Origin of the sequence: Nonomuraea sp. NPDC051191 (assembly GCF_044455665.1) — a bacterium.
Lineage (GTDB): Bacteria > Actinomycetota > Actinomycetes > Streptosporangiales > Streptosporangiaceae > Nonomuraea.
In genome coordinates this window covers 99,042-121,131 of record NZ_JBITEZ010000027.1, presented here as the reverse complement: position 1 = coordinate 121,131, position 22,090 = coordinate 99,042, and the positions used below count along the sequence as shown (strand labels likewise).

Genomic DNA, 22,090 nt, shown 5'->3' with positions numbered 1-22,090 from the left:
TGTCTGGAACTACTGGGGCATGTCCATGCCGCTTCTTGACCAACCTTGCAGGGAAAACCGCCACGCACCGTGCGCGTCTCCGTCGCGGAACCAGCCCTTGAGCACGAGGCCACGGGTCTCCGCCTTGACCATGAGCCGCCAGGACGGGCCGCCGCCTTCGAGCACCCTGGGGTCGATGCCGACACTCACGCCGTACCGGCCGGCACGCCGGACCTCCAGGGGTACTCTGCGGCGGCCGTCGCTCAGCCACACGCTCACCTTGCCGACCTTGCGATCGACCCGGTGGAAGGACACCTCGCCGCGCACCCGGTACTCGGTGCCCGTCCAGGCGCAGTCGTCCACCCGGGCGATCAGCTTGAGCTCGTCGCGGGCGTCGTAGACGTCGTCGGGGATGCCGAGCCGGCGGCGTTGCCGGAAGAAGGGGTAGTCGCCGTACCAGTTGACGGTGCGGAAGCCGCGCGGACGCACCCGTGTGCCGTCCAGCCGGCTGCGGCGGAAGTCGCGTACCGCGCGGAGCTGGTCGATCAGGCCGCGTCTGGTCAGGTGCAGCTCCAGGCGGCGCAGCGAGGGCGCGGTGGCCAGGGCCCGGGGGCTCAGCTCGTCCAGCCAGGCGTCGGCCAGCCCCAGCAGCGGCACCAGGTCCTGGCCCGCCTCCTGCGCCGCCTCCAGCGCCTGGAACAGGAAGACGATGTCCTTCTCCAGCACCAGCGCGTCGAACTCGGGCAGCAGCTCCGGCGCGCCGTCCTCCAGGAAGGCGCGCACCGAGCGGATGGCGGTCAGGCGCTCGTGCAGGTTGGGCAGTTGCGAGCGGCGTTGCGTGATCGAGGTCTCCCCCTCGTCGCGCCTGCGCCAGTGGTAGACGACGTCGTCCACCATGTCCACGCTGGTGGCCAGGACGTGGGCCTGCATGGCGACCGGCACGTCCTCGTAGATGCCGGCGGGGAAGCGCAGCCCGTGCCGCCGCCAGAAGTCGGCGCGGTAGACCTTGTTCCACACCGTACGGTCCCTGATCAGGACCTTCTTGTCGGTGATGTGGGTGCACAGCACGGGCCGCCGGAAGACCCGCTCGTGCAGGATCGACTCCTCCAGAACGCCGTCCACCATGCGCCTGACCGCGCCGCAGGCCAGGTCGGAGCCGGTCTCGCCGAGCTTGGCGATCAGCACCTCGTACGCGTGCGGCGGAACGACGTCGTCGCTGTCGGCGAAGGCGAGATAGGTGCCCCTGGCCCGGCCGATCCCCTCGTTGCGCGCCGGCCCCGGCCCCAGGTTCTGCTGCTCGACCAGCGTGAAGCGGGAGTCGCGGGCCACGAAGTCGTCGGCCAGCCGCCGGCTGCCGTCGACCGAGCCGTCGTCGACCATGATGACCTCGAAGTCCTCCATGGTCTGCGCGGCCAGCGATTTCAGGCACTCCGTCAGGTACGGCTCCACATTGTGGACCGGGACGATGACACTGAGCAGGGGGATCATGACGCTCCTTGGCTTTCGTGGAAGGCGGTCGAGGGCAGCATGCCGTGGCCGCCTCGCCGATTCCGCGCCTGATGCCCGTCCCTGATGAGCTCTTTACCCGACACGGAATCCGCTACGTTGTGCAATGAGTCGAGCACGAATGGTAGGGGGAACGGTGCTGAGATGCGTCCGGGACGATGATCTGCCCGTGATGCGCCGCTGGCGCAACCATCCGAGAGTGCGCGCCACCAGCTTCACCGGCCACGAGATCTCCGCCGACGAGCACGCCCGCTGGTGGGCCGCCGTCCGCGCGGACGCGACCAGGCAGGTGCTGATCTACGACCACGCCGGGGCCCGTGCCGGGGTGGTGACGTACTCGGAGCTCGGCGGCGACAGCGCCTCCTGGGGCTTCTACCTCGACCTCGACGGCCTCGAACGGTCCGGCGCGGTGCTGAGGGCGTGGGTGGGCCTGGAGCGGGCCGCCATCGACCACGCGTTCGGCCCGCTCGGGCTGACGACCCTGCGCGGCGAGGTGCTGGCCGACAACGAGTCGGTGCGGCGGCTGCACAGGCGCTTCGGGTTCACCGAGGTCGCGACCTACCGGATGCCGGTCGACGGGGTGCCGCGCGAGGTCGTCGCCGTCCAGCTGACCAAGGAGGAGCAAGGATGATGTCCATCGGAGGGCGGACGATCGGGGCCGACCGGCCGCCGTTCGTGATCGCCGAGATGTCCGGCAACCACAACGGGAGCCTGGAGCGGGCCCTGGCCATCGTCGACGCGGCGGCGGCCGGCGGGGCGCACGCGCTGAAGCTGCAGACCTACCGGCCCGACACGATCACCGTCGACGCCGACGGCCCCGCCTTCCGCGTGGGCGACGGGCACGCGCTGTGGGGCGGCGAGAGCCTCTACCGCCTGTACGAACGCGCCCACACCCCCTGGGAGTGGCACGAGCCGATCTTCGAGCGGGCCCGCGAGCACGGCCTCCTGGCCTTCTCCGCGCCCTTCGACCCCACCGCCGTGGAGCTGCTGGAGAAGCTCGACGCGCCCGCGTACAAGATCGCCTCGTCGGAGATCGTGGACCTGCCGCTGATCAGGCTGGCCGCGTCCACCGGCAAGCCGCTGATCATCTCCACCGGCATGGCCACGGCGGGCGAGATCGAGGCCGCGGCCACGGCGGCCCGTCAGGCGGGCTGCACGCAGCTCGCCGTGCTGTCCTGCACCGCCTCCTACCCCGCCTCCCCGGCCGAGAGCAACCTGCGCTCGCTGCCGCTGCTGGCCGCGCTCACCGGCGCCGAGGTCGGCGTCTCCGACCACACCCCCGGCATCGGGGCGGCGCTGGCGGCGGTCGCGCTGGGCGCCTGCCTGATCGAGAAGCACGTGACGTTGTCGCGGGCCGACGGCGGCGTGGACGCCGCCTTCTCGCTGGAGCCGCCCGAGCTGGCGGCGCTGGTGGAGGAGAGCGAGCGGGCCTGGCAGTCGCTGGGCCGCCCGGTACTCGGGCCGCGCGAGTCCGAGCGCGAGGGGCTGCGCTTCCGCCGATCGCTTCACGTGGTCCGCGACGTACGCGCGGGCGAGCCGGTGACGGGGGAGAACGTCCGGTCGATCCGCCCGGCCGGCGGCCTGCACCCCGATGCCGCCGACGAGGTGATGGGCCGCAGGTTCACCCGCGACGCGCCCCTCGGCACGCCGTTGACCTGGGACCTCATCTGATCCACAGGTCGAGGAAGGCGTCGGCGACGCGTTCCCTGCCCTTGCCATCGACCAGCCCGCCGCCCCGCCTGCCGTGCTCCTCGCGCAGCGCGGGGTCGGCGAGCAGCCGGGCGAGCACGCCGACCGCCTCGGCGTCGGCCACCCGGCCCAGCCCGGCGGCCACCCCCCGGCCCACCAGCGCCCGGTAGCCGACGAGCTGGTTGTCGGCCACCCAGCTCAGCGCCGTGGGCACGCCGAGGTGGAGCAGCTCCCAGATGGCCGAGCCCGCGGCGGTGACCACGAGGTCGGCGGCGGCCATCAGCTCGGGCAGGCGGTCGGTGGGCGGGATGACGGTGATGCCCTCCCCCGCCTCGAACGGCTCCGGGCTGACCAGCGTGGCCTGGAACGGCACGCCCGTGCACGCCAGCGCCTCGGCCCAGGCGGGGGCGACGCCCGCGCTGTCGGTGCCGCCGAAGAAGCAGAGCACCCGCGGCACCGGCCCGGCCTCCCGCACCCTGCGCCGGCCCCGGACGCTGTCACGCAGCAGCGCGTACCGGGTGCCCGCCAGCCGCCAGGAGTCGCGTGGCAGCGGGAAGGGCCGGTCCTCGGCGCCGAGGTTCTGGTCGAGGTAGAGGTCGGCCTCCTGGCCCAGCGGATCGCCGTCGACGATCGCCAGCACCGGAAAGCCCGCCGCCCTCAGCGCCGCGCCGGTGCCCTCGGGCAGCTCGTACGAGTCCAGCACCACGGCGTCGAGCCGCAGCTCGCAGGCCAGCGCGGCCAGCCGGTCGGGCGGCGCGGGGGCGGCCACCAGCGGCAGGCCCCGGCTCCTGAGTTGATCCATCGCCCATTCCGAACCGGAGACCGTGCCGAGGAAGACCACCTCGACGCCCCGCGCGCACAGCTCCTCGGCCAGCGCCACGCACCGCACCAGATGTCCGGCCCCACTCCCCGCCGCGGCGTCGCAGCGCACGCCCACCCGCCCGCTCATGCGTCCTGCAGCTCCTTCTGGCGTACGTGGGAGTTGAGCTCGCAGACCTCCGGCCGCGCCCGCAGCCAGCCCACCAGCGTGCGGACGGGGACGCAGACGTCGCCCAGCTCCTCCACCACGCGGGCGATGAGCCGCCAGTCGTCGTCGGTGTCGAGCGTGACCCGCAGGTCGTCGGCCGCGGGCTGGTAGGCGAGGCCGAGCAGCCGCGACTCGCCCGGGTGCGCGTAGACGTAGGAGGTGACGTGGGCGCGGTGGAAACCGGTGGCCTCGGCGTCGGCGCGCTCCAGGGCCGCCCTGCCGACGATCTCCACGTCGAGCCCGCGCGGCAGCGTCCTGGCCAGGCTCGTGCTGAGGTAGTCGAGGCCCGGGACCGCGCGGAAGACGAGCGCCGCCTCCCTGATCACGACGGGGTCGAGCAGCGGGCAGTCGGCCGTGAAGCGCATCACCGCCCCCGCTTCCGTTTCGGCCTCCCGCCCGGCCAGCGCGTCCATGAACCGGGTCAGCACGTCGTCGACGGGCCCCCGGTGGCAGGCCACGCCGAGCCGGTCGCACTCGGCCGCCACCGCGTCGTCGGCGGCCTGCGTCGTCGTGGCCACCACGAGGTCGTCGAGCGCCCGCGACTCGCGCGCGGCGCGCACCACCCACCCCAGGACCGAACGTCCGCCGAGGTCGCGCAGCACCTTTCCGGGCAGCCGCGTGGAGCCCATCCGAGCCTGGATGATTCCGACAATACGCATCAAAACCACATTCCCCTGTGTGACCATACGTGGTTGACCGATCGCGCTATGCTACCGGCCAGCTCGAACGACCACAGTTCGTCAGCGCGATTTCAGGGGGCCGCGTGAGCATTCTCAGTGGATCGTCCATTCTGATCACGGGAGGAACGGGGTCCTTCGGCAAGGCGTTCATCCGCCACGCGCTCGACTCGCTCGGGGTGCGCCGCCTGGTGGTCTTCTCCCGCGACGAGCTCAAGCAGTACGAGCTCAAGCAGCTCTTCCGCGACGACGAACGCCTGCGCTGGTTCATCGGCGACGTACGCGACCGCGACCGCCTCACCCGCGCCATGCACGGCGTCGACCACGTCGTCCACGCCGCCGCGCTCAAGCAGGTCGACACCGCCGAGTACAACCCGTTCGAGTACGTCCGCACCAACGTCGCCGGGTCCCAGAACGTGGTCGAGGCGGCCATCGACTGCGGCGTACGCAAGGTCGTCGCGCTGTCCACGGACAAGGCCTCCAGCCCGATCAACCTCTACGGCGCCACCAAGCTGGTCGCCGACAAGCTGTTCGTCTCGGCCAACCACTACGCCGCCGCCCACAAGACCCGCTTCGCCGTCGTCCGCTACGGCAACGTCGTCGGCAGCAGGGGCTCGGTGGTGCCGTTCTTCCTGCGCCTGGCCGAGCAGGGCGGCAGCCTGCCGATCACCGACAAGCGCATGACCCGGTTCTGGATCACCCTCGACCAGGCCGTGCGGTTCGTGGTCGACTCCTTCGACCTCATGCAGGGCGGCGAGCTCTACGTGCCGCGCATCCCCAGCATGCGCATCACCGACCTGGCCGAGGCGCTGGCCCCCGACAGCCCGGTCTACGAGATCGGCATCAGGCCGGGCGAGAAGCTGCACGAGGAGATGATCGGCGCCGACGACGGCCGCCGGACCCTGCGCCTGGCCGACCGCTACGTCGTCCAGCCCACGATCGCGACCTGGGGCTACCAGGCGCCGCAGACCGGCGAGCTGCTGCCCGAGGGGTTCTCCTACCGCTCCGACACCAACGACCGGTGGCTGTCCGTGCGCGACCTGCGCGACATGGTGGCCGGCTGATGCTGCCCTACGGACGACAGTCCATCATCGAGTCCGACATCGAGGCGGTGGCTGAGGTGCTGCGCGGCGACTGGCTGACCACAGGTCCGGCGGTCAGGCTGTTCGAGAGCGAGCTGGCGCGGTGGACCGGCGGCGTGCCCTGCGTGTCGGTCACGTCCGGCACGGCCGCGCTGCACGTCGCGTACGCGGCGGCCGGCGTCGGTCAGGGTGACGAGGTGATCACCTCGCCGCTCACCTTCGTCGCCACGGCGGCCACGGCCGCGCTGCGCGGCGCGCGGGTGGCCTTCGCCGACGTCCAGCCCGACACCGGCAACATCGACCCCGACTCGGTCGACGCGTTGGTCACGCACCGGACGCGGGCGATCACGGGCGTCGACTACGCGGGCCATCCCGCCGACTACGACGAGCTGCGTACGCTCGCCGAACGGGCCGGCGCCGTGCTGGTGGCCGACGCGGCGCACTCGATCGGGGCGTCCTACAAGGACCGGCCGGTGGGGTCGGTGGCCGACCTGACGACGTTCTCGTTCTTCCCGACCAAGACCGTGACGACGGCCGAGGGCGGCGCGGTGGCCGTGGCCGACCCCGGCCGGTTCGAGCGGGCCGCCCGCTTCCGCGACCACGGCCTGGTCCGCGACCCAGCCGGGCAGCGCGACCCCGGCCACGGCGGCTGGCACCAGGAGGTGCACGAGTTCGGGCTCAACTACCGGCTGCCCGACGTGCTGTGCGCGCTGGGCGTCAGCCAGCTGCGCCGCCTCGAACGCTTCCGCGCCCGCCGCGCCGAGCTGGTCGCCCGGTACAACACGCTGCTGCGCGACGTGCCCGGCCTCACGCTGCCCGCCCGGCGGGCCTACGTCACGCCGAGCTGGCACCTCTACCCGGTCAGGGTGCGCGACGGCCGCCGGCGCGAGGTCTACGAACGTATGCGGGCCGCGGGCATCGGCGTGCAGGTCAACTACATCCCGGCGTACTGGCACCCGGTGTTCGAGGACCTCGGCTACCGGCGTGGGCTGTGCCCGCGCGCGGAGGCGTACTACGCCGAGGAGCTGTCGCTGCCGCTGTTCGCCGACCTGACCGACGGCGAGCAGGACCTCGTCGTCGAGACCCTCGCCGAGATCCTCGCCTGATAGCCCGGGCGGTCAGCGTTCGGCCAGCAGCAGGCAGCCGTCCTCGCTGCGGTCGATGAGGAAGCGCCGGTCGTCCACGGTGGCGACCTGGCGCCCGGGCCGCCGTACGAGCGGGCGGATGGGCCGGCCCTGGTCGATGACCACCTCCCACCACGACTCGCGGCCCACGCACTCGTCGATGCCGGCCAGCGGCACCCGCGCGGAGAAGTCCTGGCCGGCCAGGGCGACGGGGAAGTACATCTCCTCGCCGTCGCTCTTGCGCCGCAGCCGCACCACGGGCTCGCCGTCGCCGAGGTCGTTGATCCGGCCCGAGAACACCAGGTCGCCGTCGTCGACGCGGCACTCGCCGATGAGCGCCTGGGCGTGCCGCAGCCGCAGCCCCCAGGCGCCCTTGGCGCTGCGCGCCGGCACCAGCCACACGCCCGACCTGCGGCGCGGCGCGGGCACCGGCGGCGGCAGCCAGCGCGGCCCGGCCACCTTGGCGTCGAGCTTCAGCCCGTGGCCCTTGAGCATCACGCGCAGCTCCCAGTGGCCGCGCCGGGCGAGCTGGGCGGGCGTGAACACGGCGGGGTCGACGGCGAAGGCGAACGGGAAGGCGTGCTCGGGCGCCGCGACGCCCTCCTCCAGCTCGACGGTCTCCCAGACGGGGGCGCTGTCCTCCTCCGACAGGTGGATGACCTCGCCGGTCGCGCGTTCGGCCAGCCAGGCGCGCAGGCGCACCCGGCGCAGCGCCCCGGCGTCGAAGCGGCCGAGCGCGGCCCGGCCCGCGCCGGTCAGCACGCCGTCGCGCCACTCCAGCGACACCAGGCGGGCGGTCAGGGTCAGCGCCTCGGAGATCTCCGACAGGTGCGCGGGGATCGCCGGGTGGCGGCCGTACCAGCGCCTGCGCAGCAGGCCCGCCGGTCTGACGCGCGGTTGCAGCAGGCCCGCGCGGGCCTGCTCGTACACCTCGGCCAGCTCCTCCAGCCGGCGCCGGTGCAGCAGGTGCACCTGGATCCGGTGCTCGAACGGGACGCTCCGCCAGCACTCGCGGGACACGCCGTCGAGGTAGCGGACCATCAGGTCCAGCAGCTCGGGCCGGACGCCCGTCGTGGCGGCCGCCTCGACCGCCACCGTCATGTCGATGTCGAGCGTGTCGCGGTCGAAGTCGGGCTTGAGCTTCGGCGCCTCGCGGGCCAGCAGGTCGGCGGTCTGCAGCACCGACAGCAGCCGGTCGCGCAGGTTCCCCGCCTCCAGGCGGCGCTGGGTGATCGAGGAGCCGGGCTCGTCGCGCTGCCGCCAGTGGTAGACGACCTTGGACAGCACGTCCACCGAGCGGGCGCCCACGTGGGCGGCCATGGCGACGGGCTGGTCCTCGTACATGCGCTCGGGGAAGCTCAGGCCCAGCCGGTCCCAGAAGGACCGGCGGTAGACCTTGTTCCACAACATGCGGTCGCGGATCAGCAGCGGGTGGCGGGTGATGTGGGTACGCCTCACCGGCGTCGCGAACGCCTCCCGATGGGCCCAGGAGGGGATGAGCAGGTTGCGGTAGAGCCGCATGACGTTCCCGCAGGCCAGGTCGGAGCCCGTGGACTCCAGCGAGGACACCAGCCGCTTGAACGCCTCCCGCGGCACGGTGTCGTCCCCGTCCACGAAGGCCAGGTAGCGGCCGGTGGCCTGGGTCAGGCCGACGTTGCGGGCCCGTCCGACGCCCTGGTTGGGCTGCCTGAGGAGACGGATCCGGGGATCGGCCGCCTGCCTGGACTCGACCTCGGCGCAGCCGTCGTCGCGACTGCCGTCGTCGACGCAGATGACCTCCAGGTCGGACATCGTCTGCGCGGAGATGGAGTCCAGGCAGGGACCGATGTACTTCTCGACATTGTGGAACGGGACGATCACCGAAAGAACCGGCACATGCACTCCTCAGCGTTGTCGTCGGCTCGTCAGCCGGACAGCAGTCGGATGACCCTGCGGGCGACCTTTCGCGGGCGGGCCAGACGGCGGGAGAGGCGGTACCCGAGCGTGCGCCGGTAGGCGGCGGTCTTGCGCTGGGTCCTTCTCAGCTTGGACCTGGCCCTGACCAGCTCCCGCTCACGGTAGGAGAGCTTGGTCTCCAGACGGGAGACCCTGGCCAGGGCTGCGGTGAGCTGGTCGGCCAGACGGTCTCGGGCGCCGAGCAGGTCACGGTAGGTGGGCGGGTCGGCCTGCTCGGCCGGGTGGCCCAGCTCGGCGTCGAACTTGCGGGCCAGGTCGAGGTCGCCCGGGTCGCAGGGACGGCCGGCCATGCCGCAGAGCGTCAGCGTGAGCTGGTCGGCCTCCAGCGGCCACGGCCAGGGGTGGTGGTGGCCGGCCGCGAGCAGCCGTACGGCGAACCGCCACAGGATCCTGCACAGCACCACACGCGGCTCGGGCGGGACGGTCGGCGCGGCGGTCTGGACGATGGCGGCGAACCGCTCGCCGTCGTGGACCAGGCCGTCGGCGGTCACACAGGGACCGCCGTCGGCCTCCAGCCAGGCGGCCAGCGCCGACAGCAGCTCGCGCACGGTCTTGGTGTCCTCGCGGGCGCACGCCTCGACCAGGATCTCCTCGACCACCCGGCCGGCCGGGACGGGACGCTCCTCGCCGTCGGGCAACCGCCGCACACCGGCCCTGGTCAGCTCGTGGACGACGGCCCCCTCCTCGATCAGCCCGAGCGGCAACGCGACCACCCCCTCGGCCGCCGGTTGCCGGGTTTCGGCGCCTTCCCCCTCGGTCTCCGGCCGGCGGGCTCGCGCGCCTGCCTCCTCGGCCTGCGGCGCCCGCCCGGCCGCGCTCCGGTTGGCGGACTCCGGTGTCGGAGGCCGGGTGGCGACCGCGAGCCACAGCGGGGCCAGCTCCTCCCCCAGCCGGTGCCGGAACACCAGCCGGGTCAGCCGCAGCGGGTCGGCCACGTGCATCCGGTCGCCGCCCCTGGCGCTCAGCGGGAACGTGACCGCCTCCGGCAGGTCGAAGGCGAGCGCCTCGCGCGCCAGCAGCGCCCGGGGGGCCTGCCGCCCCGGATAGGCCGCGTAACAGCGCTCGACGCTCAGCCCCGCCGCCTCAAGGGCGCCGTCGAGCGCGCCCGGCCCGCTCGGGTAGCTCGGGTCGAACCCGTGGGGGGCCCACTGGTCGTCGCCGCCCTCCCGGTCGGCGGGCCTGGCCTCGATGAACCGGTCGACGCCCAGGTCGTTGCGCACGCCCAGCACGAGCCGCCCGCCGGGCGCGACGAGCGCGGACAACGCGTGCAGCGACTCGATCCACGCCGCCGCCGGCGCCTCGGCCGAGTGCGTGCGCAGCAGCCCGTCGAGCGCCAGCACCAGCTCGTACGGCTCGTCCGCGTCGAACACGTCGAGCCGCCCGCAGTGGACGGCGAGCTCCGGATGCCGTTCGCCGAGGGTGCAGGCGTCGGGGTAGGACCGCAGCAGCACGGCCGTCTCGCCCGCCCGGCCCACCACGTCGTCGACCAGGACCTGCGGATGCGGCCCGACCAGCAGCACCCGCCCGGTCGCCGGGATCATCCGCCCGACCAGCTCAAGGGCCGCGCCGCGCCAGTCGGTGACGCCGGCCATGTTGGACAGGTCCGACCACAGCAGCATCTCGCCGCCGATCAGGCGGACGTTGTCGGGCGCCTCGTTCACGCGCTCGCTCATGACGTCACCCCGTGGAGCAGGACCGGCCGCCCTGAGGCGGTCGCCTTCGCCCATGGCTCGGGCCGCCCGGCCCCCGCCGCGCCTCCTCCTGCCGGCGCTCCTCCGGGCACCCGCTTCCATCCGAACATTCGCCGTAGCTCCTCCGGTGTCGCCTGATGTTCGAATCCCAGCTCCTGCCGCGCCACCTCGGCGGCCAGCTCGGGATCGACGTGCGTGCCGTGCAGCTCGGGCCAGAGCCGCATGCGGCGCGCCGTGCCGCCGTACTCGGGGCGCTCGTCCTCGTACTGCATCGGGTCTCCGTACACGGCGACCTCGCAGCCGACCGAGGCGCCGTAGAACAGCGCGCTGCCGAGCCGGTTGGAGGCCACCCTGCGGTGGCGCCGCAACTGGATCAGCTGCCGGCGCAGGAAGTCGCGCCCCTTGGTCTCCCACCGGGAGCCGCGCTCACCGTGACAGATGACCTTGAATCCCCTCGATTCGTACGCCCGCCGGATGTCCGGATTCGCATATTCCAGCCAATATAGACAGACAGTTACCGGTTCGGTCTCGACATTTCGGATTTCGTCGGCGAGGTGGGCGTGGTCCCCGATCACGGAGGACTTTTCCCAGCCATGAAAGGGATACCAGATCGTACCCTTCCGCTCGGAGACCACGCCCAGATCCGGCTCCAGGTGAAGGAGGTAGATCCAGGGCGCGCCGATGAGATAGTGGCCACGTCTGCCCATCGACCAGCCTCGACGACGAAGCACGTCAGACCAGACGAAACGGGGATATCCGGGGCTGCACCAGTGGTCGTTCGGGGGAAATCCGTGGAGATAGTTCCATCCGTGTTGAAGGAAGCCCTGGATTCGCTTCGGCGTCTCGTCCGGCACGTCGCAGTACCTGCCCAGAATGCGCGAGTGCCCGTACCAGTGATTGGATTCGTCCATCATTCCCCCTGTAGCGGTTGGCGCGCCTCTTGGGACATTCCCAGCCCCGAACGACGACCACGCGCCGTTATACGCTTCCATTACTCACGTCGGGGGTTTGGTTTCTCCTGCCACCGCAATCACCGCTACACTTCGTCATGGCTTGAGGACAGAGAGTGAGACATTATGAGTCATCTCGACCGCCTGCGGGCCGTCTTCCGCACGGCGCTCAACCTGCCGGCCGACACACACGTCGACCGCCTCGAATACCGCGGCATCCCCCAGTGGGACTCCCTGGCCCACATGGCGTTGATCGCGGCGATGGAGGACGAGTTCTCCGTCATCATCGACACCGACGACATGATCGACATGAGCTCGTTCGCCAAGGCGGGCGAGCTGCTGGAGAAGCATGGAATCGGCGCAGCCGCGGTCTGAGGCCCGCGTCGCCCTGGTCACGGGGTCGACGAGGGGCATAGGCCGCGCCATCGCCACCACCCTGGCCGCGGCGGGCCACACCGTCGTCCTCCACGGCCGCGACGCCGAACGCGCCGACAAGGCCGCCGCCGAGGTGGCCGCGGCGACCGGCGGCCAGACGTGGTCCGTCCACGGCGACGTCGCCGACCGGGCCACGGTCGCCGGTCACATGCGCGACATCGCCCAGCGCCACGGACGGCTCGACGCCCTGGTGGTCAACGCCGGCGTCTACGCGTCCGGCCCGCTGGCCATGGCCCGCGCCGAGACCCTCGACGAGCTCTACCGCACCAACGCCCTGGCCCCGGCCCACACGCTGCAACTGGCCTTCCGGCTGCTGCTGCGCGGGCAGAGCCCGGCCGTCGTGCTGGTCTCCTCGCTCATGGGCCGCGCGGGCGGCGCCAACCAGGCGGCCTACTCCGCGACCAAGGCGTCCGTCATCGGGCTCACCGTGGCCGCCGCCAGGGAGATGGGCCCGGCCGGCATCAGGGTCAACGGCGTGGCCCCCGGCTACGTCGAGACCGACATGCTGAAGACGCTCCAGCCGGAGGCCCGCGAGACGGCGATCTCGGTGACCCCGCTCCGGCGCATCGGCAGGCCCGACGACGTCGCCCAGGCGGTCGCCTTCCTGCTCTCGCCCGGCGCGTCGTTCATCACCGGCCAGGTGCTCGGGGTCGACGGCGGGCTGGTGCCGTGATGTTCCCGTCCGGGCAGGCCCGGCTCGTCGTCGCCGGTGACCAGGAGGGGCTGGGCGGCGACGAGCTGACGCGACGCGTCGGCCGCGTGGCCGACGCCCTGTCCAGGCTGCGGCCGGGGCCGCTGTTCTGCGGCATGCGCAACAACCTGGCGTCCGTGCTGCGGTATCTGGCCGCCTGGCAGACCGGCAGGCCGATCGCGCTGCTCGACCCCGATCTGTCGGCCGCGGCCCTGGCCGACCTGGTGAACCGATTCCGGCCCGCGGCGCTGGTGGGGTTCACCCACGCGCCCGACGGCCCGCCGGGCTCCCGCGGCCAGGCCCCCGACCCGCATCCCGACCTGGCCGTGCTCCTGGCCACCTCGGGCTCGACGGGCAACCCCAAGCTGGTGCGGCTGTCCCGCGAGGCGGTCTCGGCCAACGCCGCCGCCATCGCCTCGGCATTGTCGATCATGCCCGGCGAGATCGCGCCCACGAGCCTGCCGCTGCACTACAGCTACGGCCTGTCCGTGCTCAACAGCCACCTCCACGCGGGGGCGACGGTCGTCCTGACCGAGGCCGGGCTGCTCGAACGTTCCTTCTGGACGCACCTCGACGAGCACAAGTGCACCTCGCTCGCGGCCGTCCCCTACCAGTACGAGATGCTGCGCAGGCTCCGCTTCGACCGCGCCGAGCATCCCACGATCTGCACGCTCACCCAGGCGGGCGGGCGGCTCAATCCCGAGCTGGTGTCCCTGTTCGCCACCCAGGCCGATCGCTTCTTCGTCATGTACGGGCAGACGGAGGCCACGGCCCGCATCGCCGTCCTGCCGCCCGACCGGCTCGCCGACAAACCGGGCTCGGCGGGGCAGGCCGTCCCCGGCGGGCGGCTGGCGATCCACGACGGCGAGGTCGTCTACCACGGGCCCAACGTGATGATGGGCTACGCCGAGACCGCCGCCGACCTGGCCAGGGGCGACGACCTGGGCGGGGTGCTGCGTACCGGCGACCTCGGCCGGCTCGACGACGAGGGCTTCCTCCACATCACCGGCCGGCTCAGGCGCATCGCCAAGATCTTCGGCGTACGGGTCAACCTCGACGACGTCGAGCTCCTGCTGCGCGACACCGTGCCGGTCGCGGCGACCAGCGGCGACGACCGGGTGACGGTGTGGGCGGAGGGGCTCGACGCGGCCGGGTGCCGCAACCTGGCCCGCCGGTTGGGCGCCGAGCTGCGGCTGCACTGGAGCGGCATCGACGTACGCGCCGTCGAACGACTGCCGCTGCTGCCCACCGGCAAGATCGACTACCGGACACTGGAGTCGAACCCGGAGGCCGGGTGATGGGGCTGTCCACGGTCGGGGTGGGTGTTCCGGAGGCGCGGGTGAAGCGGCTGCCCTTGGTCGGTGCGGGTGTTCCGGAGGCGCGGGTGAAGCGGCTGCCCTTGGTCGGTGCGGGTGTTCCGGAGGCGCGGACGATGCGGCTGGCCACGGTGGGGGTCGGGTTGTGGGGGGAGGCTGGGCGGTGAGTGTGTTCACGCTCGACGCCGCCGCGCGGGAGGCGGTGCTGGCCGGGGAGCTGGCGGCGCTGACCGAGCGGCACCGGCGGGCGTGCCCGCCCTACCGGCGCATCCTCGACGCGATCGACTCCCGTCCGCCCTACGAGCGGGTGGTCGACCTGCCGTGGCTGCCGGTGCGGCTGTTCAAGACGCACGAGCTGCGCAGCGTCCCGTCCGAGGAGGTGTTCCGGGTCCTGACCTCCAGCGGCACCACCGGGCAGCGCCCGAGCCGGGTCTACCTCGACCGGGAGGCGGCCGCCGCGCAGCCGCGCATGCTGGCCGCGACCCTGCGGGCGGTGCTGGGCGAGCGGCGGCTGCCGATGCTGATCGTCGACGGCCGCTCGGTCGTCCGCGACCCGACCTTGAGCGCCCGGGGAGCCGGGGTGCTCGGGATGATGAACTTCGGCAGAGACCACACCTTCGTCCTCGACGAGCAGGGCGAGGTCGACACGGAGGCCGTCGAGGCGTTCCTGGCCCGCCACGGCAGGAAGCCGTTCCTGATCTTCGGGTTCACCTTCATGGTCTGGCTCTACCTGCTCGATCTGGGGGCCGACCTGTCCGAGGGGGTGCTGATCCACTCGGGCGGCTGGAAGCGGCTGGCCGAGCAGGCGGTCGACAACGACGGGTTCCGCCGGCGGCTGGCGGCCGACTGCGGGCTGACCAGGGTCCACAACTTCTACGGCATGGTCGAGCAGATCGGCACGGTCTTCCTGGAGGGCCCCGACGGCGACGGGCTCTACTGCCCCGACTTCGCCGACGTCGTCATCCGCGACCCCGACACCTGGCGGGAGGCCCCGCCCGGCGTGCCGGGGCTGATCGAGGTGGTCAGCACCCTGCCCACCTCCTATCCCGGCCACGCACTGCTGACGGAGGACCTGGGCATGGTGCACGGCGTCGACGACGGCCACTGGCCGGGCAAGCGGTTCACCGTACTGGGCAGGCTGCCGAGGGCCGAGGCGCGCGGTTGCAGCGACACGTTCGGGCAGGGCGGCCGATGACCGATCAATCGATCACCGCCCGGATGCCGCGGCTGGGCGACGCGGCCGGGGTCGTGGTGCGCTTCCCGCCCGGCGCCTCGCCCGTCGCCGTCGAGGACCTGCTCGCGCAGATGCGGCAGGGCGTCCCCCTTGAGGTGGGCGACGAGCGGATGCGGGCGTTCCTGGCGGCGTTCGGCAAGCGGCTGCTGCGGCCCGCGCTGGCCCGCCGCCATCCCGAGCTGGGCTCGCTGGGGTTCTTCCTACGGCCCAGCGAGCTGGCCCGCACCCTCGAAGGGCTGCGCACCTCCCACGTACGCGTGCCGCGCGGCCTGGTCTTCCACCTGCCGCCCGCGAACGTCGACACCGTCTTCGTCTACTCCTGGGCCCTGTCGGCCCTGATGGGAAACCGCAACGTCGTCCGCCTGTCGCCGCGCGCGGGGGCGGTGGCCGAGGTCATCATCGACACGCTGCGGGAGGCGCTGGCCGACGCCGATCCGGTGGTGGCGGCCACGCAGCGCATCGTGTCCTACGACCGGCGGGCCGAGGCCGTCACCGCAGGTCTCTCGGCGGCCTGCGACCTGCGGGTGATCTGGGGCGGCGACGACACCGTACGCGAGGTGCGCCGCCATCCGCTCGCGCCGCACGCCCGCGACCTGACCTTTCCCGACCGGTCGTCGTTCGCGGTGGTGAGCGCGGCGGCGTGGCTGTGCGCGCCGCGCGCGGCCCGGGTGGCGGCGGCCGAGGGGTTCGTCAACGACAGCTACTGGTTCGACCAGGCCGCCTGCTCCTCGCCCCGGACGGTGTTCTGGGTGGGGGCCGACGGCGACTGCGAGGCGGCGCGGGGTGACTTCACCGAGCAGGTGTCGCGGGTGCTGGCCGGGCGCGGGTGGGAGGTCGACGCGGCGATGGCGGTGGAGAAGCGGGTCTCGGTCTACGGGCTGGCCGCCGACGGGCTGGTGGACCTGATCGAGTTCCGGGGCAACGCGCTGGCCAACGTCACGCTGGCGGCGGCGGCCGCCATGCCCCGGCGGTGGCTGGGCGCGGGCACCTTCGCGCACGCGCGGGTGTCGACTCTGGCGGAGCTGATCCCGATGGTCGAGCGTAAGGACCAGACGTTGACGCACTTCGGGTTCTCGCTGGGCGAGCTGGAGGAGCTGGCCCGGGGGCTCGGCGGGCGTGGGGTCGATCGCATGGTGCCGGTGGGGAGCGCGTTGAGCTTCCACCGGGTGTGGGACGGGGTCGACCTGCCGGGCGAGTTCACGCGACTGGTGACCGTGGTCAGATGAGCCCTCGTCGGACGAACCGGCCGCGCACGGGGCTGGGCCACCGATGACGGCGCTCTCTCCGCCTGCCGCCAGGCGACTGCTGACGACCGTCCCACCACTCGAAGGCACACCACCCCGAAGCCCAGACGCCCGCGCCCTCTGTCCCGCCGCTTGGTGCTGAGGGGGTCCTGAGGGAGGGGCCGCCGGCCGAGGGTGAAGCGGCCGGCGTTCTGAGGGAGGGGGCGCCGGTTGAGGGTGAGACGGCTGGTCCGCTGCCTGGGGCTGTCGTTCGGGGGTGAGACGGCTGGTCCGCTGCCTGGGGCTGTCGTTCGGGGGTGAGACGGCTGGTCCGCTGCCTGGGGCTGTCGTTCGAGGGGGAAACGGGTGTGCCTTCCCGTTCGCTGGGGGCTCGGCGGGAGGGTCGGGTTTGTGGGGTTGGTTGAGTAGGGGGTTGGTGGGATGACGGTTGTTCTGGCGGAGGGGGTGGCGGGGCGGAGGGGGCTCCGGTTTCCGGGGTGGGGGCTGTCGGGGTGGGCGCCGGCGGGGGTCGTGCTCGGTGCGGCGGTGTGGGTGCTGCTGTGGTGTGGGGTTTCGGTACGGGACCTGGCGGCCTTCGCCGCGTACGTCGGGCTCGGGGTGGCGCTGCCGGGGACGTTGCTGTGGCGGGCCCTCACCGGCGGCGGACGGTCGCTCGCCGAGGACGTGGCCGCCGGGCTGGCACTCGGGTACGCGGTCGAGGTCCTGGCCTACATCCCCGCCCGCGCGGCGGGCCTGCCGCTGCTCGTGCTGGGCTGGCCCGTCACGGTCGTCGGGGCGTTCCTCGTGGTGCCGCGGTTGCGGCGTCACTGGCGGGGCCGGGCCGAACGCGAACGCATGCCCTGGTGGTGCGCCTGGTCGCTGGCGGGGGTCGCCGGTTACCTGCTGGCCTTCTGCGCCCGGTCGCTCTACCGGGTGCCGATCACCGACGCGTACGTCGACATGCCCTACCACCTGGCCCTGCTCGGCGAGGTCAGGAACCACGTGCCGCCCACGGTGCCGTCGGTGCTGGGCGAGCGGCTGTCCTACCACTGGTTCGTCTACGCCGAGATGGCGGCCACGAGCTGGGTCACCGGGATCGAGCCGCTGACGCTGGTCTACCGGCTGTCCACGCTGCCGATGACGTTCGCGATGGTCGTGCTCGTGGCGGTGCTCGGGCGGCGGCTCGGCGGCCGGTGGGGGGCAGGGGTCGCGGCGGTCGGCGTCACGTACTTCCTGTTCGCCCCGGCGCTGCAGGAGGGCGTGGTGTTCACCTCGCGGTCGATGTTCACCGCGTGGGCCAGCCCGACGCAGACGTTCGGCGCGTTGTTGTTCGCGCCCGTGGTGCTGGTGCTCACCGCCATGCGGCCGAAGGGGTGGGCGGCGGTGGCCGTGCTGCTGCTCGCGCTGACCGGGGCGAAGGCGACGTTCCTGCCGATGCTGCTGGCCGGGCTGGTGTTCGTGCTGGTCGTGCGGTTGCCGGTGGACCGGCGGCCGCGGCTGGAGTGGGTGGTGCCGACGGCGATCACGTTCGGTTGCCTGCTGATCGCGCAGTTCGTGGTGTTCGGGCGGGGGGCGCAGGGCACGGTGGTGGCGCCGTTCGCCACGATGCGCACGTTGTGGGGGGTGGTGGCGGACGTGCAGCCGCCCGCGCTGGCCGCCGAGCCGTGGGGGCCGGTGCTGGTGTTCGCCGGCGTCCACCTGTTCTGCCTGGTCTGCGTGTGGGGCGGCGTGGCGGGGCTGAAGGCGCGGCTGCTGGACCCCGCGGTGCTGTTGCCGGTCGGGATCGGGCTGGCGGGCATCGGCGCGATCATGGTGCTCGGCCATCCCTCCGACGCGCAGCTCTACTTCCTCGAAGGGGTGCGGCCGTACCTGTCGGTGGCCGCGGTGTGCGGGGTGACGGCGGCCATGGACCGGCGGCGGGTGCCGTGGGCGGTGGTCGCGGGCCTGGCCGGGCTGGGGGTCGCGGTGGCCGTCGTGGCCGCGCGGCTGGAGCCGCCGGGCGAGACGCTGGTGCGGGTGATGGTGCCGTACCTGGTGCTCGCGGCGGTGGCCGTGGTGGTGCTGGCGTTCCGGCGGAAGGGGTTCTCGCTGGCGGTGGTGGCGCTGCTGGCGGGGTACGCCGTGCCGACCTCGCTGCGGGAGGTGGTCGTGCACGTCGCGCCCGAGTCGTGGGAGCGCGAGCGGCTGATCCCGGCCGGGGCGCTGGAGGCCGGGCGGTGGCTGCGCGACCACTCCTCGCCCGGCGACGTGGTCGCCACCGACCTGCACTGCCGCAACCCGGCGCCCCGCCGTACGTGCGACAGCAGGCACTTCTGGGTCTCGGGGTTCACCGAGCGCCGGGTGCTGGTCGAGGGCTGGGCGTACGCCGAGAGCACGTTGTCGCGCGCCGAGCTGTTCGTGACCCCCTACCTCCAGGTGCCGTTCGCCGACCAGGCCAGGCTGGCGGACAACGACGCGGCCTTCCGCGAGCCGTCGGCCGCGAACGTCCGCAGGCTCCGGCAGAAATACGGCGTCAAATGGCTGTTCACCGGCAATGATCCGGCGTTGGGGAAATACGCCGAACTGCGCTTCCGCAACGCCGACTCCTCCGTGTACGAGCTCACAGCCGGGTAAAGCTTGTCCCCGTTCATGGAATGGTGACGAGAAACGGCACGCGCCCCGCTGGACGCCCCCAGCACCATTTCCGTGAACCTACCGCCACAAGCGATCAGGGAACTCTATGGACACGCGCGCCGCCATGGACCCTAGCCCCAACGTCCTGGACACCTCGGCCGGCCTGGCGACCGTCGACATCGTCATACCGGTGCTCAACGAGGAACGGGCGCTGCCGGGCTGCGTGCGCACGCTGGCCGGGTTCCTGGAGGACAGGTTCCCGCTGCCGTGGCGCATCACGGTCGTGGACAACGGCAGCACCGACGACACCTGGAACATCGCCACCGGGCTGGCCGCCGAGCACGAGCGAGTGCATGCCCGCCGGCTCGACATCCGGGGCCGGGGGGCCGCGCTCAAGGCGGCCTGGCGGGAGAGCCCGGCCGACATCGTCGCGTACATGGACGTCGATCTGTCCACCGACCTCGGCGCGCTGTTCCCGCTGGTCGCGGCGGTGGCGAGCGGGCATTCCGAGATCGCCATCGGCACCCGGCTCGCGCACAGCGCCCGCACCCTGCGCTCGATCAGGCGCGAGGTGGTCTCGCGCAGCTACAACGCGCTGCTCCGGTACGGATTCGGGGTCAGGTTCAGCGACGCGCAGTGCGGGTTCAAGGCGGCCAGGACCGACGTGGTCAGGCCGCTCATGGACAAGATCGAGGACGACGCGTGGTTCTTCGACACCGAGCTGCTGCTGCTGGCCGAGCACAACGGCCTGCGCGTGCACGAGGTGCCGGTCGACTGGATCGAGGACACCGACTCGCGCGTCCGGGTGGTCAGGACCGCGATCGACGACCTGAAGGGGCTGGCCAGGGTCGCCTGGTCGATGTCGATGGGCCGGGCCGAGGTCGAGGTGACGCGTTCGGAGCTCACGCCCACGCATCCCGACGCGGTGGTCGCCCGGCCGAGGGCGGTGACGCTGGCGAAGTTCGCCTCGTTCGCCGCGATCGGCGTGTTCTCCGTCCTGCTGTACGCGCTCATCTACCTGCCGTTGCGCGGCGTCTGGGCGCCCGCGCCGGCCAACCTGGGCGCGCTCGTGCTCACCGGGTTCGTCAACACCGAGGCCAACCGGCGGTGGACGTTCAACCGGCTGGGCGGGCGGCGTACCGCGATGCACTTCCGGGCGGCGCTGCTCTTCGTGGCCAACTACCTCCTGACCACCTCCGCCGTGCTCGGGCTGCGCAGCGTCTCTCCGGGGGCCGGGCGGCTGATGGAGATGAGCGCGGTGGTCGCCACGTACGGACTGCTCACCCTGATCCGCTTCACCGCACTGGACCGCTGGGTCTTCTCCCGCACAAGGAACCAGGTACATGGAAACCACTGAAATCCGTCGGCTGCTCGACCTGGAGGACACCCACTGGTGGTACCGGGAGCGGCGCGCGATCCTCCGCAGGGAGCTGCGCGAGCTCGGCCGTCCCGGGCGGGCCCTCGACGTCGGCGCGGCCGGCGGCGGGAACACCCGGGTGCTGGTCGAGGCGGGCTGGGACGCCACCGCGACGGACTACTGCGAGACGGCGGTCGAGGTGGCCAGGGAGCGCGGGCTCAAGGCCGTGCACGCCGACGCGCGGGCGCTGCCGTTCGAGACGTCGAGCATGGACCTGGTGACCGCGTTCGACGTGCTCGAACACATCCACGAGGACCATCTCGTCACCGAGGAGATCGCCCGGGTGCTGGCGCCCGGCGGGCACGCGCTGATCGCCGTCCCGTGCGACATGGCGCTGTGGTCGGCGCACGACGACGCCGTGGGGCACGTACGCCGCTACGGCCGCGACACGTTGACCGTCGTGGTGGAGAAGGCCGGGCTGAAGGTGGACCGGCTGTGGAGCTGGAACGTGTTGCTGCGCCCGCTCGTGGCCCGGCACCGGCGGCGGTCGCAGGGCAGCGACCTGCAGCGGACGCCCGCGGTGGTCAACGCGGGCCTGTCGATGGTGGTGCGCGCCGAGCGCTACCTGCCGGTCAGGTCACTGAAGGGCGTGACGCTCTTCCTGCGGGCCAGGCTGGGACGGTAAGCGCGCGGGCTGCCGGAGCCGGGCCGAGGGCGGGTCCCACGCCGGAGCCGGATCGAGGGAAGGTCCCAAGCTCGCGGAAGGTCCCACGCCGGAACAGGCCGCGAGCCAGGGCGCAGGTCTCAAGTCGATGTCCGCGCGCACGGGCGGGCCCGGATGGTTCTAGGCTGTCGCCTGTGGTGATTCACGCCCTCCTCGCGGCCACTCTGGCCCTGACCGCCACGCCCGCGGCCGCCGCCCCGAAGATCGACTGTGCCCGGCTCAAGTGCCTGGCGCTGACCTTCGACGACGGCCCGAGCGAGCACACGGCGACGCTCCTCAAGGTGCTCAAGAAGGAAGGGGCCAAGGCCACCTTCTTCCTCGTCGGCAAGCAGGTCGAGCGGCGTCCGGCGCTGGCTCGGCAGGAGGCCGCCGAGGGGCACGCGATCGGCGACCACACCTACTCGCACCCCTCGCTGCCGACGCTGCGCGACGACGACATCATCGAGGAGCTGCGCACCACGCAGGCCCTCATCGAGGACGCCACGGGTCGCCGGCCGAAGATGTACCGCCCGCCCTACGGGCACACCGACGAGCGCGTGCTGCGGATGGCCGACCAGCAGGACCTCGCCGAGATCCTGTGGACGGGCACCACCCTCGACTGGAAGCTGCGCGACGCCAAGAAGATCAAGGCGACGGTTCTCAAGCTGGCCAAGCGCGACGGCGTCATCCTCATGCACGACACGGTCCCGCAGACCGTCAAGGCGATGCCTGAGATCCTCAAGGAGCTCAAGAAGCAGGGCTACACCCTCGTCACCGTCCCGACGCTGTTGCGCGGCAAGGTGCCGGAGTCCGGAGTGAGCTACTTCTGAGCACGCC

At 72.5% G+C, this 22,090-nt stretch carries 19 protein-coding genes; 13 read left to right on the top strand and 6 right to left on the bottom strand.

The window, feature by feature from the left end:
* Window positions 1–9: 9 nt before the first annotated feature.
* Window positions 10–1,467, bottom strand: a complete 1,458-nt coding sequence (locus ACIA8R_RS48795) for a glycosyltransferase family 2 protein (protein WP_397044736.1) — start codon at window positions 1,465–1,467, stop codon at window positions 10–12.
* A gap of 124 nt (window positions 1,468–1,591) precedes the next feature.
* Between ACIA8R_RS48795 and ACIA8R_RS48790 the strand changes: the two genes are divergently transcribed.
* Window positions 1,592–2,116, top strand: a complete 525-nt coding sequence (locus ACIA8R_RS48790) for a GNAT family N-acetyltransferase (RefSeq protein WP_397044734.1) — start codon at window positions 1,592–1,594, stop codon at window positions 2,114–2,116.
* Window positions 2,113–3,156: a pseudaminic acid synthase gene (pseI, locus tag ACIA8R_RS48785; protein ID WP_397044732.1), complete on the top strand. Its 1,044-nt coding sequence runs from the start codon at window positions 2,113–2,115 to the stop codon at window positions 3,154–3,156. The genes ACIA8R_RS48790 and pseI overlap by 4 nt, the downstream gene beginning before the upstream one ends.
* On the opposite strand, the gene ACIA8R_RS48780 is transcribed toward pseI, so the two are convergent.
* Both ACIA8R_RS48780 and ACIA8R_RS48775 read right to left on the bottom strand, forming a co-directional pair.
* Window positions 3,149–4,123, bottom strand: coding sequence for a hypothetical protein (locus tag ACIA8R_RS48780; protein ID WP_364085972.1), 975 nt, complete (start codon window positions 4,121–4,123; stop codon window positions 3,149–3,151). The two genes, pseI and ACIA8R_RS48780, sit on opposite strands and share 8 nt — an antisense overlap.
* Entirely contained in the window at window positions 4,120–4,860 is a 741-nt protein-coding gene (locus tag ACIA8R_RS48775; protein WP_397044730.1) for a cytidylyltransferase domain-containing protein, read from the bottom strand. The genes ACIA8R_RS48780 and ACIA8R_RS48775 overlap by 4 nt, the downstream gene beginning before the upstream one ends.
* Before the next feature lie 104 nt (window positions 4,861–4,964).
* On the opposite strand from ACIA8R_RS48775, the gene pseB reads away from it, so the two are divergent.
* Both pseB and ACIA8R_RS48765 read left to right on the top strand, forming a co-directional pair.
* Entirely contained in the window at window positions 4,965–5,942 is a 978-nt protein-coding gene (gene pseB, locus ACIA8R_RS48770; RefSeq protein WP_364085966.1) for a UDP-N-acetylglucosamine 4,6-dehydratase (inverting), read from the top strand.
* On the top strand, window positions 5,942–7,066 hold the full coding sequence (locus ACIA8R_RS48765) for an aminotransferase class V-fold PLP-dependent enzyme (RefSeq protein ID WP_364085963.1): 1,125 nt from the start codon (window positions 5,942–5,944) through the stop codon (window positions 7,064–7,066). Before pseB ends, ACIA8R_RS48765 begins: the two co-directional genes overlap by 1 nt.
* Before the next feature lie 12 nt (window positions 7,067–7,078).
* On the opposite strand, the gene ACIA8R_RS48760 is transcribed toward ACIA8R_RS48765, so the two are convergent.
* The 3 genes from ACIA8R_RS48760 to ACIA8R_RS48750 are packed head-to-tail and all read right to left on the bottom strand — an operon-like array spanning window position 7,079 to window position 11,645.
* Window positions 7,079–8,959 carry a glycosyltransferase family 2 protein gene (locus ACIA8R_RS48760; protein WP_364085960.1) on the bottom strand — a complete coding sequence of 627 codons (1,881 nt, stop codon included), beginning with the start codon at window positions 8,957–8,959 and terminating at the stop codon, window positions 7,079–7,081.
* A 29-nt stretch (window positions 8,960–8,988) separates the two neighbouring features.
* Window positions 8,989–10,713 carry a hypothetical protein gene (locus tag ACIA8R_RS48755; protein ID WP_397044727.1) on the bottom strand — a complete coding sequence of 575 codons (1,725 nt, stop codon included), beginning with the start codon at window positions 10,711–10,713 and terminating at the stop codon, window positions 8,989–8,991.
* Window positions 10,710–11,645: a hypothetical protein gene (locus ACIA8R_RS48750; protein ID WP_357705833.1), complete on the bottom strand. Its 936-nt coding sequence runs from the start codon at window positions 11,643–11,645 to the stop codon at window positions 10,710–10,712. The genes ACIA8R_RS48755 and ACIA8R_RS48750 overlap by 4 nt, the downstream gene beginning before the upstream one ends.
* A gap of 162 nt (window positions 11,646–11,807) precedes the next feature.
* Here ACIA8R_RS48750 and ACIA8R_RS48745 point away from each other — a divergent pair, with 162 nt between their 5' ends.
* The 9 genes from ACIA8R_RS48745 to ACIA8R_RS48705 all read left to right on the top strand — a co-directional run bounded on the left by ACIA8R_RS48745 (window position 11,808) and on the right by ACIA8R_RS48705 (window position 22,083).
* The gene (locus ACIA8R_RS48745; protein WP_357705834.1) at window positions 11,808–12,056 is read left to right on the top strand and encodes an acyl carrier protein; all 249 of its coding nucleotides are present in this window, start codon (window positions 11,808–11,810) and stop codon (window positions 12,054–12,056) included.
* Complete coding sequence (locus ACIA8R_RS48740; protein ID WP_364085952.1) at window positions 12,031–12,789, top strand: SDR family oxidoreductase; 759 nt, start codon at window positions 12,031–12,033, stop codon at window positions 12,787–12,789. The genes ACIA8R_RS48745 and ACIA8R_RS48740 overlap by 26 nt, the downstream gene beginning before the upstream one ends.
* A complete protein-coding gene (locus ACIA8R_RS48735; protein WP_357705836.1) occupies window positions 12,789–14,105 on the top strand; it encodes an AMP-binding protein in 1,317 nt (438 codons plus the stop codon). Before ACIA8R_RS48740 ends, ACIA8R_RS48735 begins: the two co-directional genes overlap by 1 nt.
* Window positions 14,106–14,286: 181 nt before the next feature.
* Entirely contained in the window at window positions 14,287–15,318 is a 1,032-nt protein-coding gene (locus ACIA8R_RS48730) for an acyl-protein synthetase (RefSeq protein WP_397044724.1), read from the top strand.
* A complete protein-coding gene (locus ACIA8R_RS48725) occupies window positions 15,315–16,583 on the top strand; it encodes an acyl-CoA reductase (RefSeq protein ID WP_397044722.1) in 1,269 nt (422 codons plus the stop codon). The genes ACIA8R_RS48730 and ACIA8R_RS48725 overlap by 4 nt, the downstream gene beginning before the upstream one ends.
* Before the next feature lie 438 nt (window positions 16,584–17,021).
* Window positions 17,022–19,193 carry a hypothetical protein gene (locus ACIA8R_RS48720; RefSeq protein WP_397044720.1) on the top strand — a complete coding sequence of 724 codons (2,172 nt, stop codon included), beginning with the start codon at window positions 17,022–17,024 and terminating at the stop codon, window positions 19,191–19,193.
* A 106-nt stretch (window positions 19,194–19,299) separates the two neighbouring features.
* Window positions 19,300–20,550, top strand: coding sequence for a glycosyltransferase (locus ACIA8R_RS48715; protein ID WP_397044718.1), 1,251 nt, complete (start codon window positions 19,300–19,302; stop codon window positions 20,548–20,550).
* A complete protein-coding gene (locus ACIA8R_RS48710) occupies window positions 20,537–21,235 on the top strand; it encodes a class I SAM-dependent methyltransferase (RefSeq protein WP_357705841.1) in 699 nt (232 codons plus the stop codon). The genes ACIA8R_RS48715 and ACIA8R_RS48710 overlap by 14 nt, the downstream gene beginning before the upstream one ends.
* A 173-nt stretch (window positions 21,236–21,408) precedes the next feature.
* Window positions 21,409–22,083 (top strand): polysaccharide deacetylase family protein, encoded by a 675-nt coding sequence (locus ACIA8R_RS48705; RefSeq protein WP_364085937.1) that lies wholly within the window; start codon window positions 21,409–21,411, stop codon window positions 22,081–22,083.
* Window positions 22,084–22,090 lie beyond the last annotated feature (7 nt).

Bases quoted from the DNA above. Each gene is read 5' to 3' on its own strand.
- ACIA8R_RS48795 (WP_397044736.1), bottom strand. From the start codon at position 1,467: ATGATCCCCCTGCTCAGTGTCATCGTCCCGGTCCACAATGTGGAGCCG.
- ACIA8R_RS48790 (WP_397044734.1), top strand. From the start codon at position 1,592: ATGAGTCGAGCACGAATGGTAGGGGGAACGGTGCTGAGATGCGTCCGG.
- pseI (WP_397044732.1), top strand. From the start codon at position 2,113: ATGATGTCCATCGGAGGGCGGACGATCGGGGCCGACCGGCCGCCGTTC.
- ACIA8R_RS48780 (WP_364085972.1), bottom strand. From the start codon at position 4,123: ATGAGCGGGCGGGTGGGCGTGCGCTGCGACGCCGCGGCGGGGAGTGGG.
- ACIA8R_RS48775 (WP_397044730.1), bottom strand. From the start codon at position 4,860: ATGCGTATTGTCGGAATCATCCAGGCTCGGATGGGCTCCACGCGGCTG.
- ACIA8R_RS48765 (WP_364085963.1), top strand. From the start codon at position 5,942: ATGCTGCCCTACGGACGACAGTCCATCATCGAGTCCGACATCGAGGCG.
- ACIA8R_RS48755 (WP_397044727.1), bottom strand. From the start codon at position 10,713: ATGAGCGAGCGCGTGAACGAGGCGCCCGACAACGTCCGCCTGATCGGC.
- ACIA8R_RS48750 (WP_357705833.1), bottom strand. From the start codon at position 11,645: ATGATGGACGAATCCAATCACTGGTACGGGCACTCGCGCATTCTGGGC.
- ACIA8R_RS48745 (WP_357705834.1), top strand. From the start codon at position 11,808: ATGAGTCATCTCGACCGCCTGCGGGCCGTCTTCCGCACGGCGCTCAAC.
- ACIA8R_RS48740 (WP_364085952.1), top strand. From the start codon at position 12,031: ATGGAATCGGCGCAGCCGCGGTCTGAGGCCCGCGTCGCCCTGGTCACG.
- ACIA8R_RS48735 (WP_357705836.1), top strand. From the start codon at position 12,789: ATGTTCCCGTCCGGGCAGGCCCGGCTCGTCGTCGCCGGTGACCAGGAG.
- ACIA8R_RS48725 (WP_397044722.1), top strand. From the start codon at position 15,315: ATGACCGATCAATCGATCACCGCCCGGATGCCGCGGCTGGGCGACGCG.
- ACIA8R_RS48720 (WP_397044720.1), top strand. From the start codon at position 17,022: ATGACGGTTGTTCTGGCGGAGGGGGTGGCGGGGCGGAGGGGGCTCCGG.
- ACIA8R_RS48715 (WP_397044718.1), top strand. From the start codon at position 19,300: ATGGACACGCGCGCCGCCATGGACCCTAGCCCCAACGTCCTGGACACC.
- ACIA8R_RS48710 (WP_357705841.1), top strand. From the start codon at position 20,537: ATGGAAACCACTGAAATCCGTCGGCTGCTCGACCTGGAGGACACCCAC.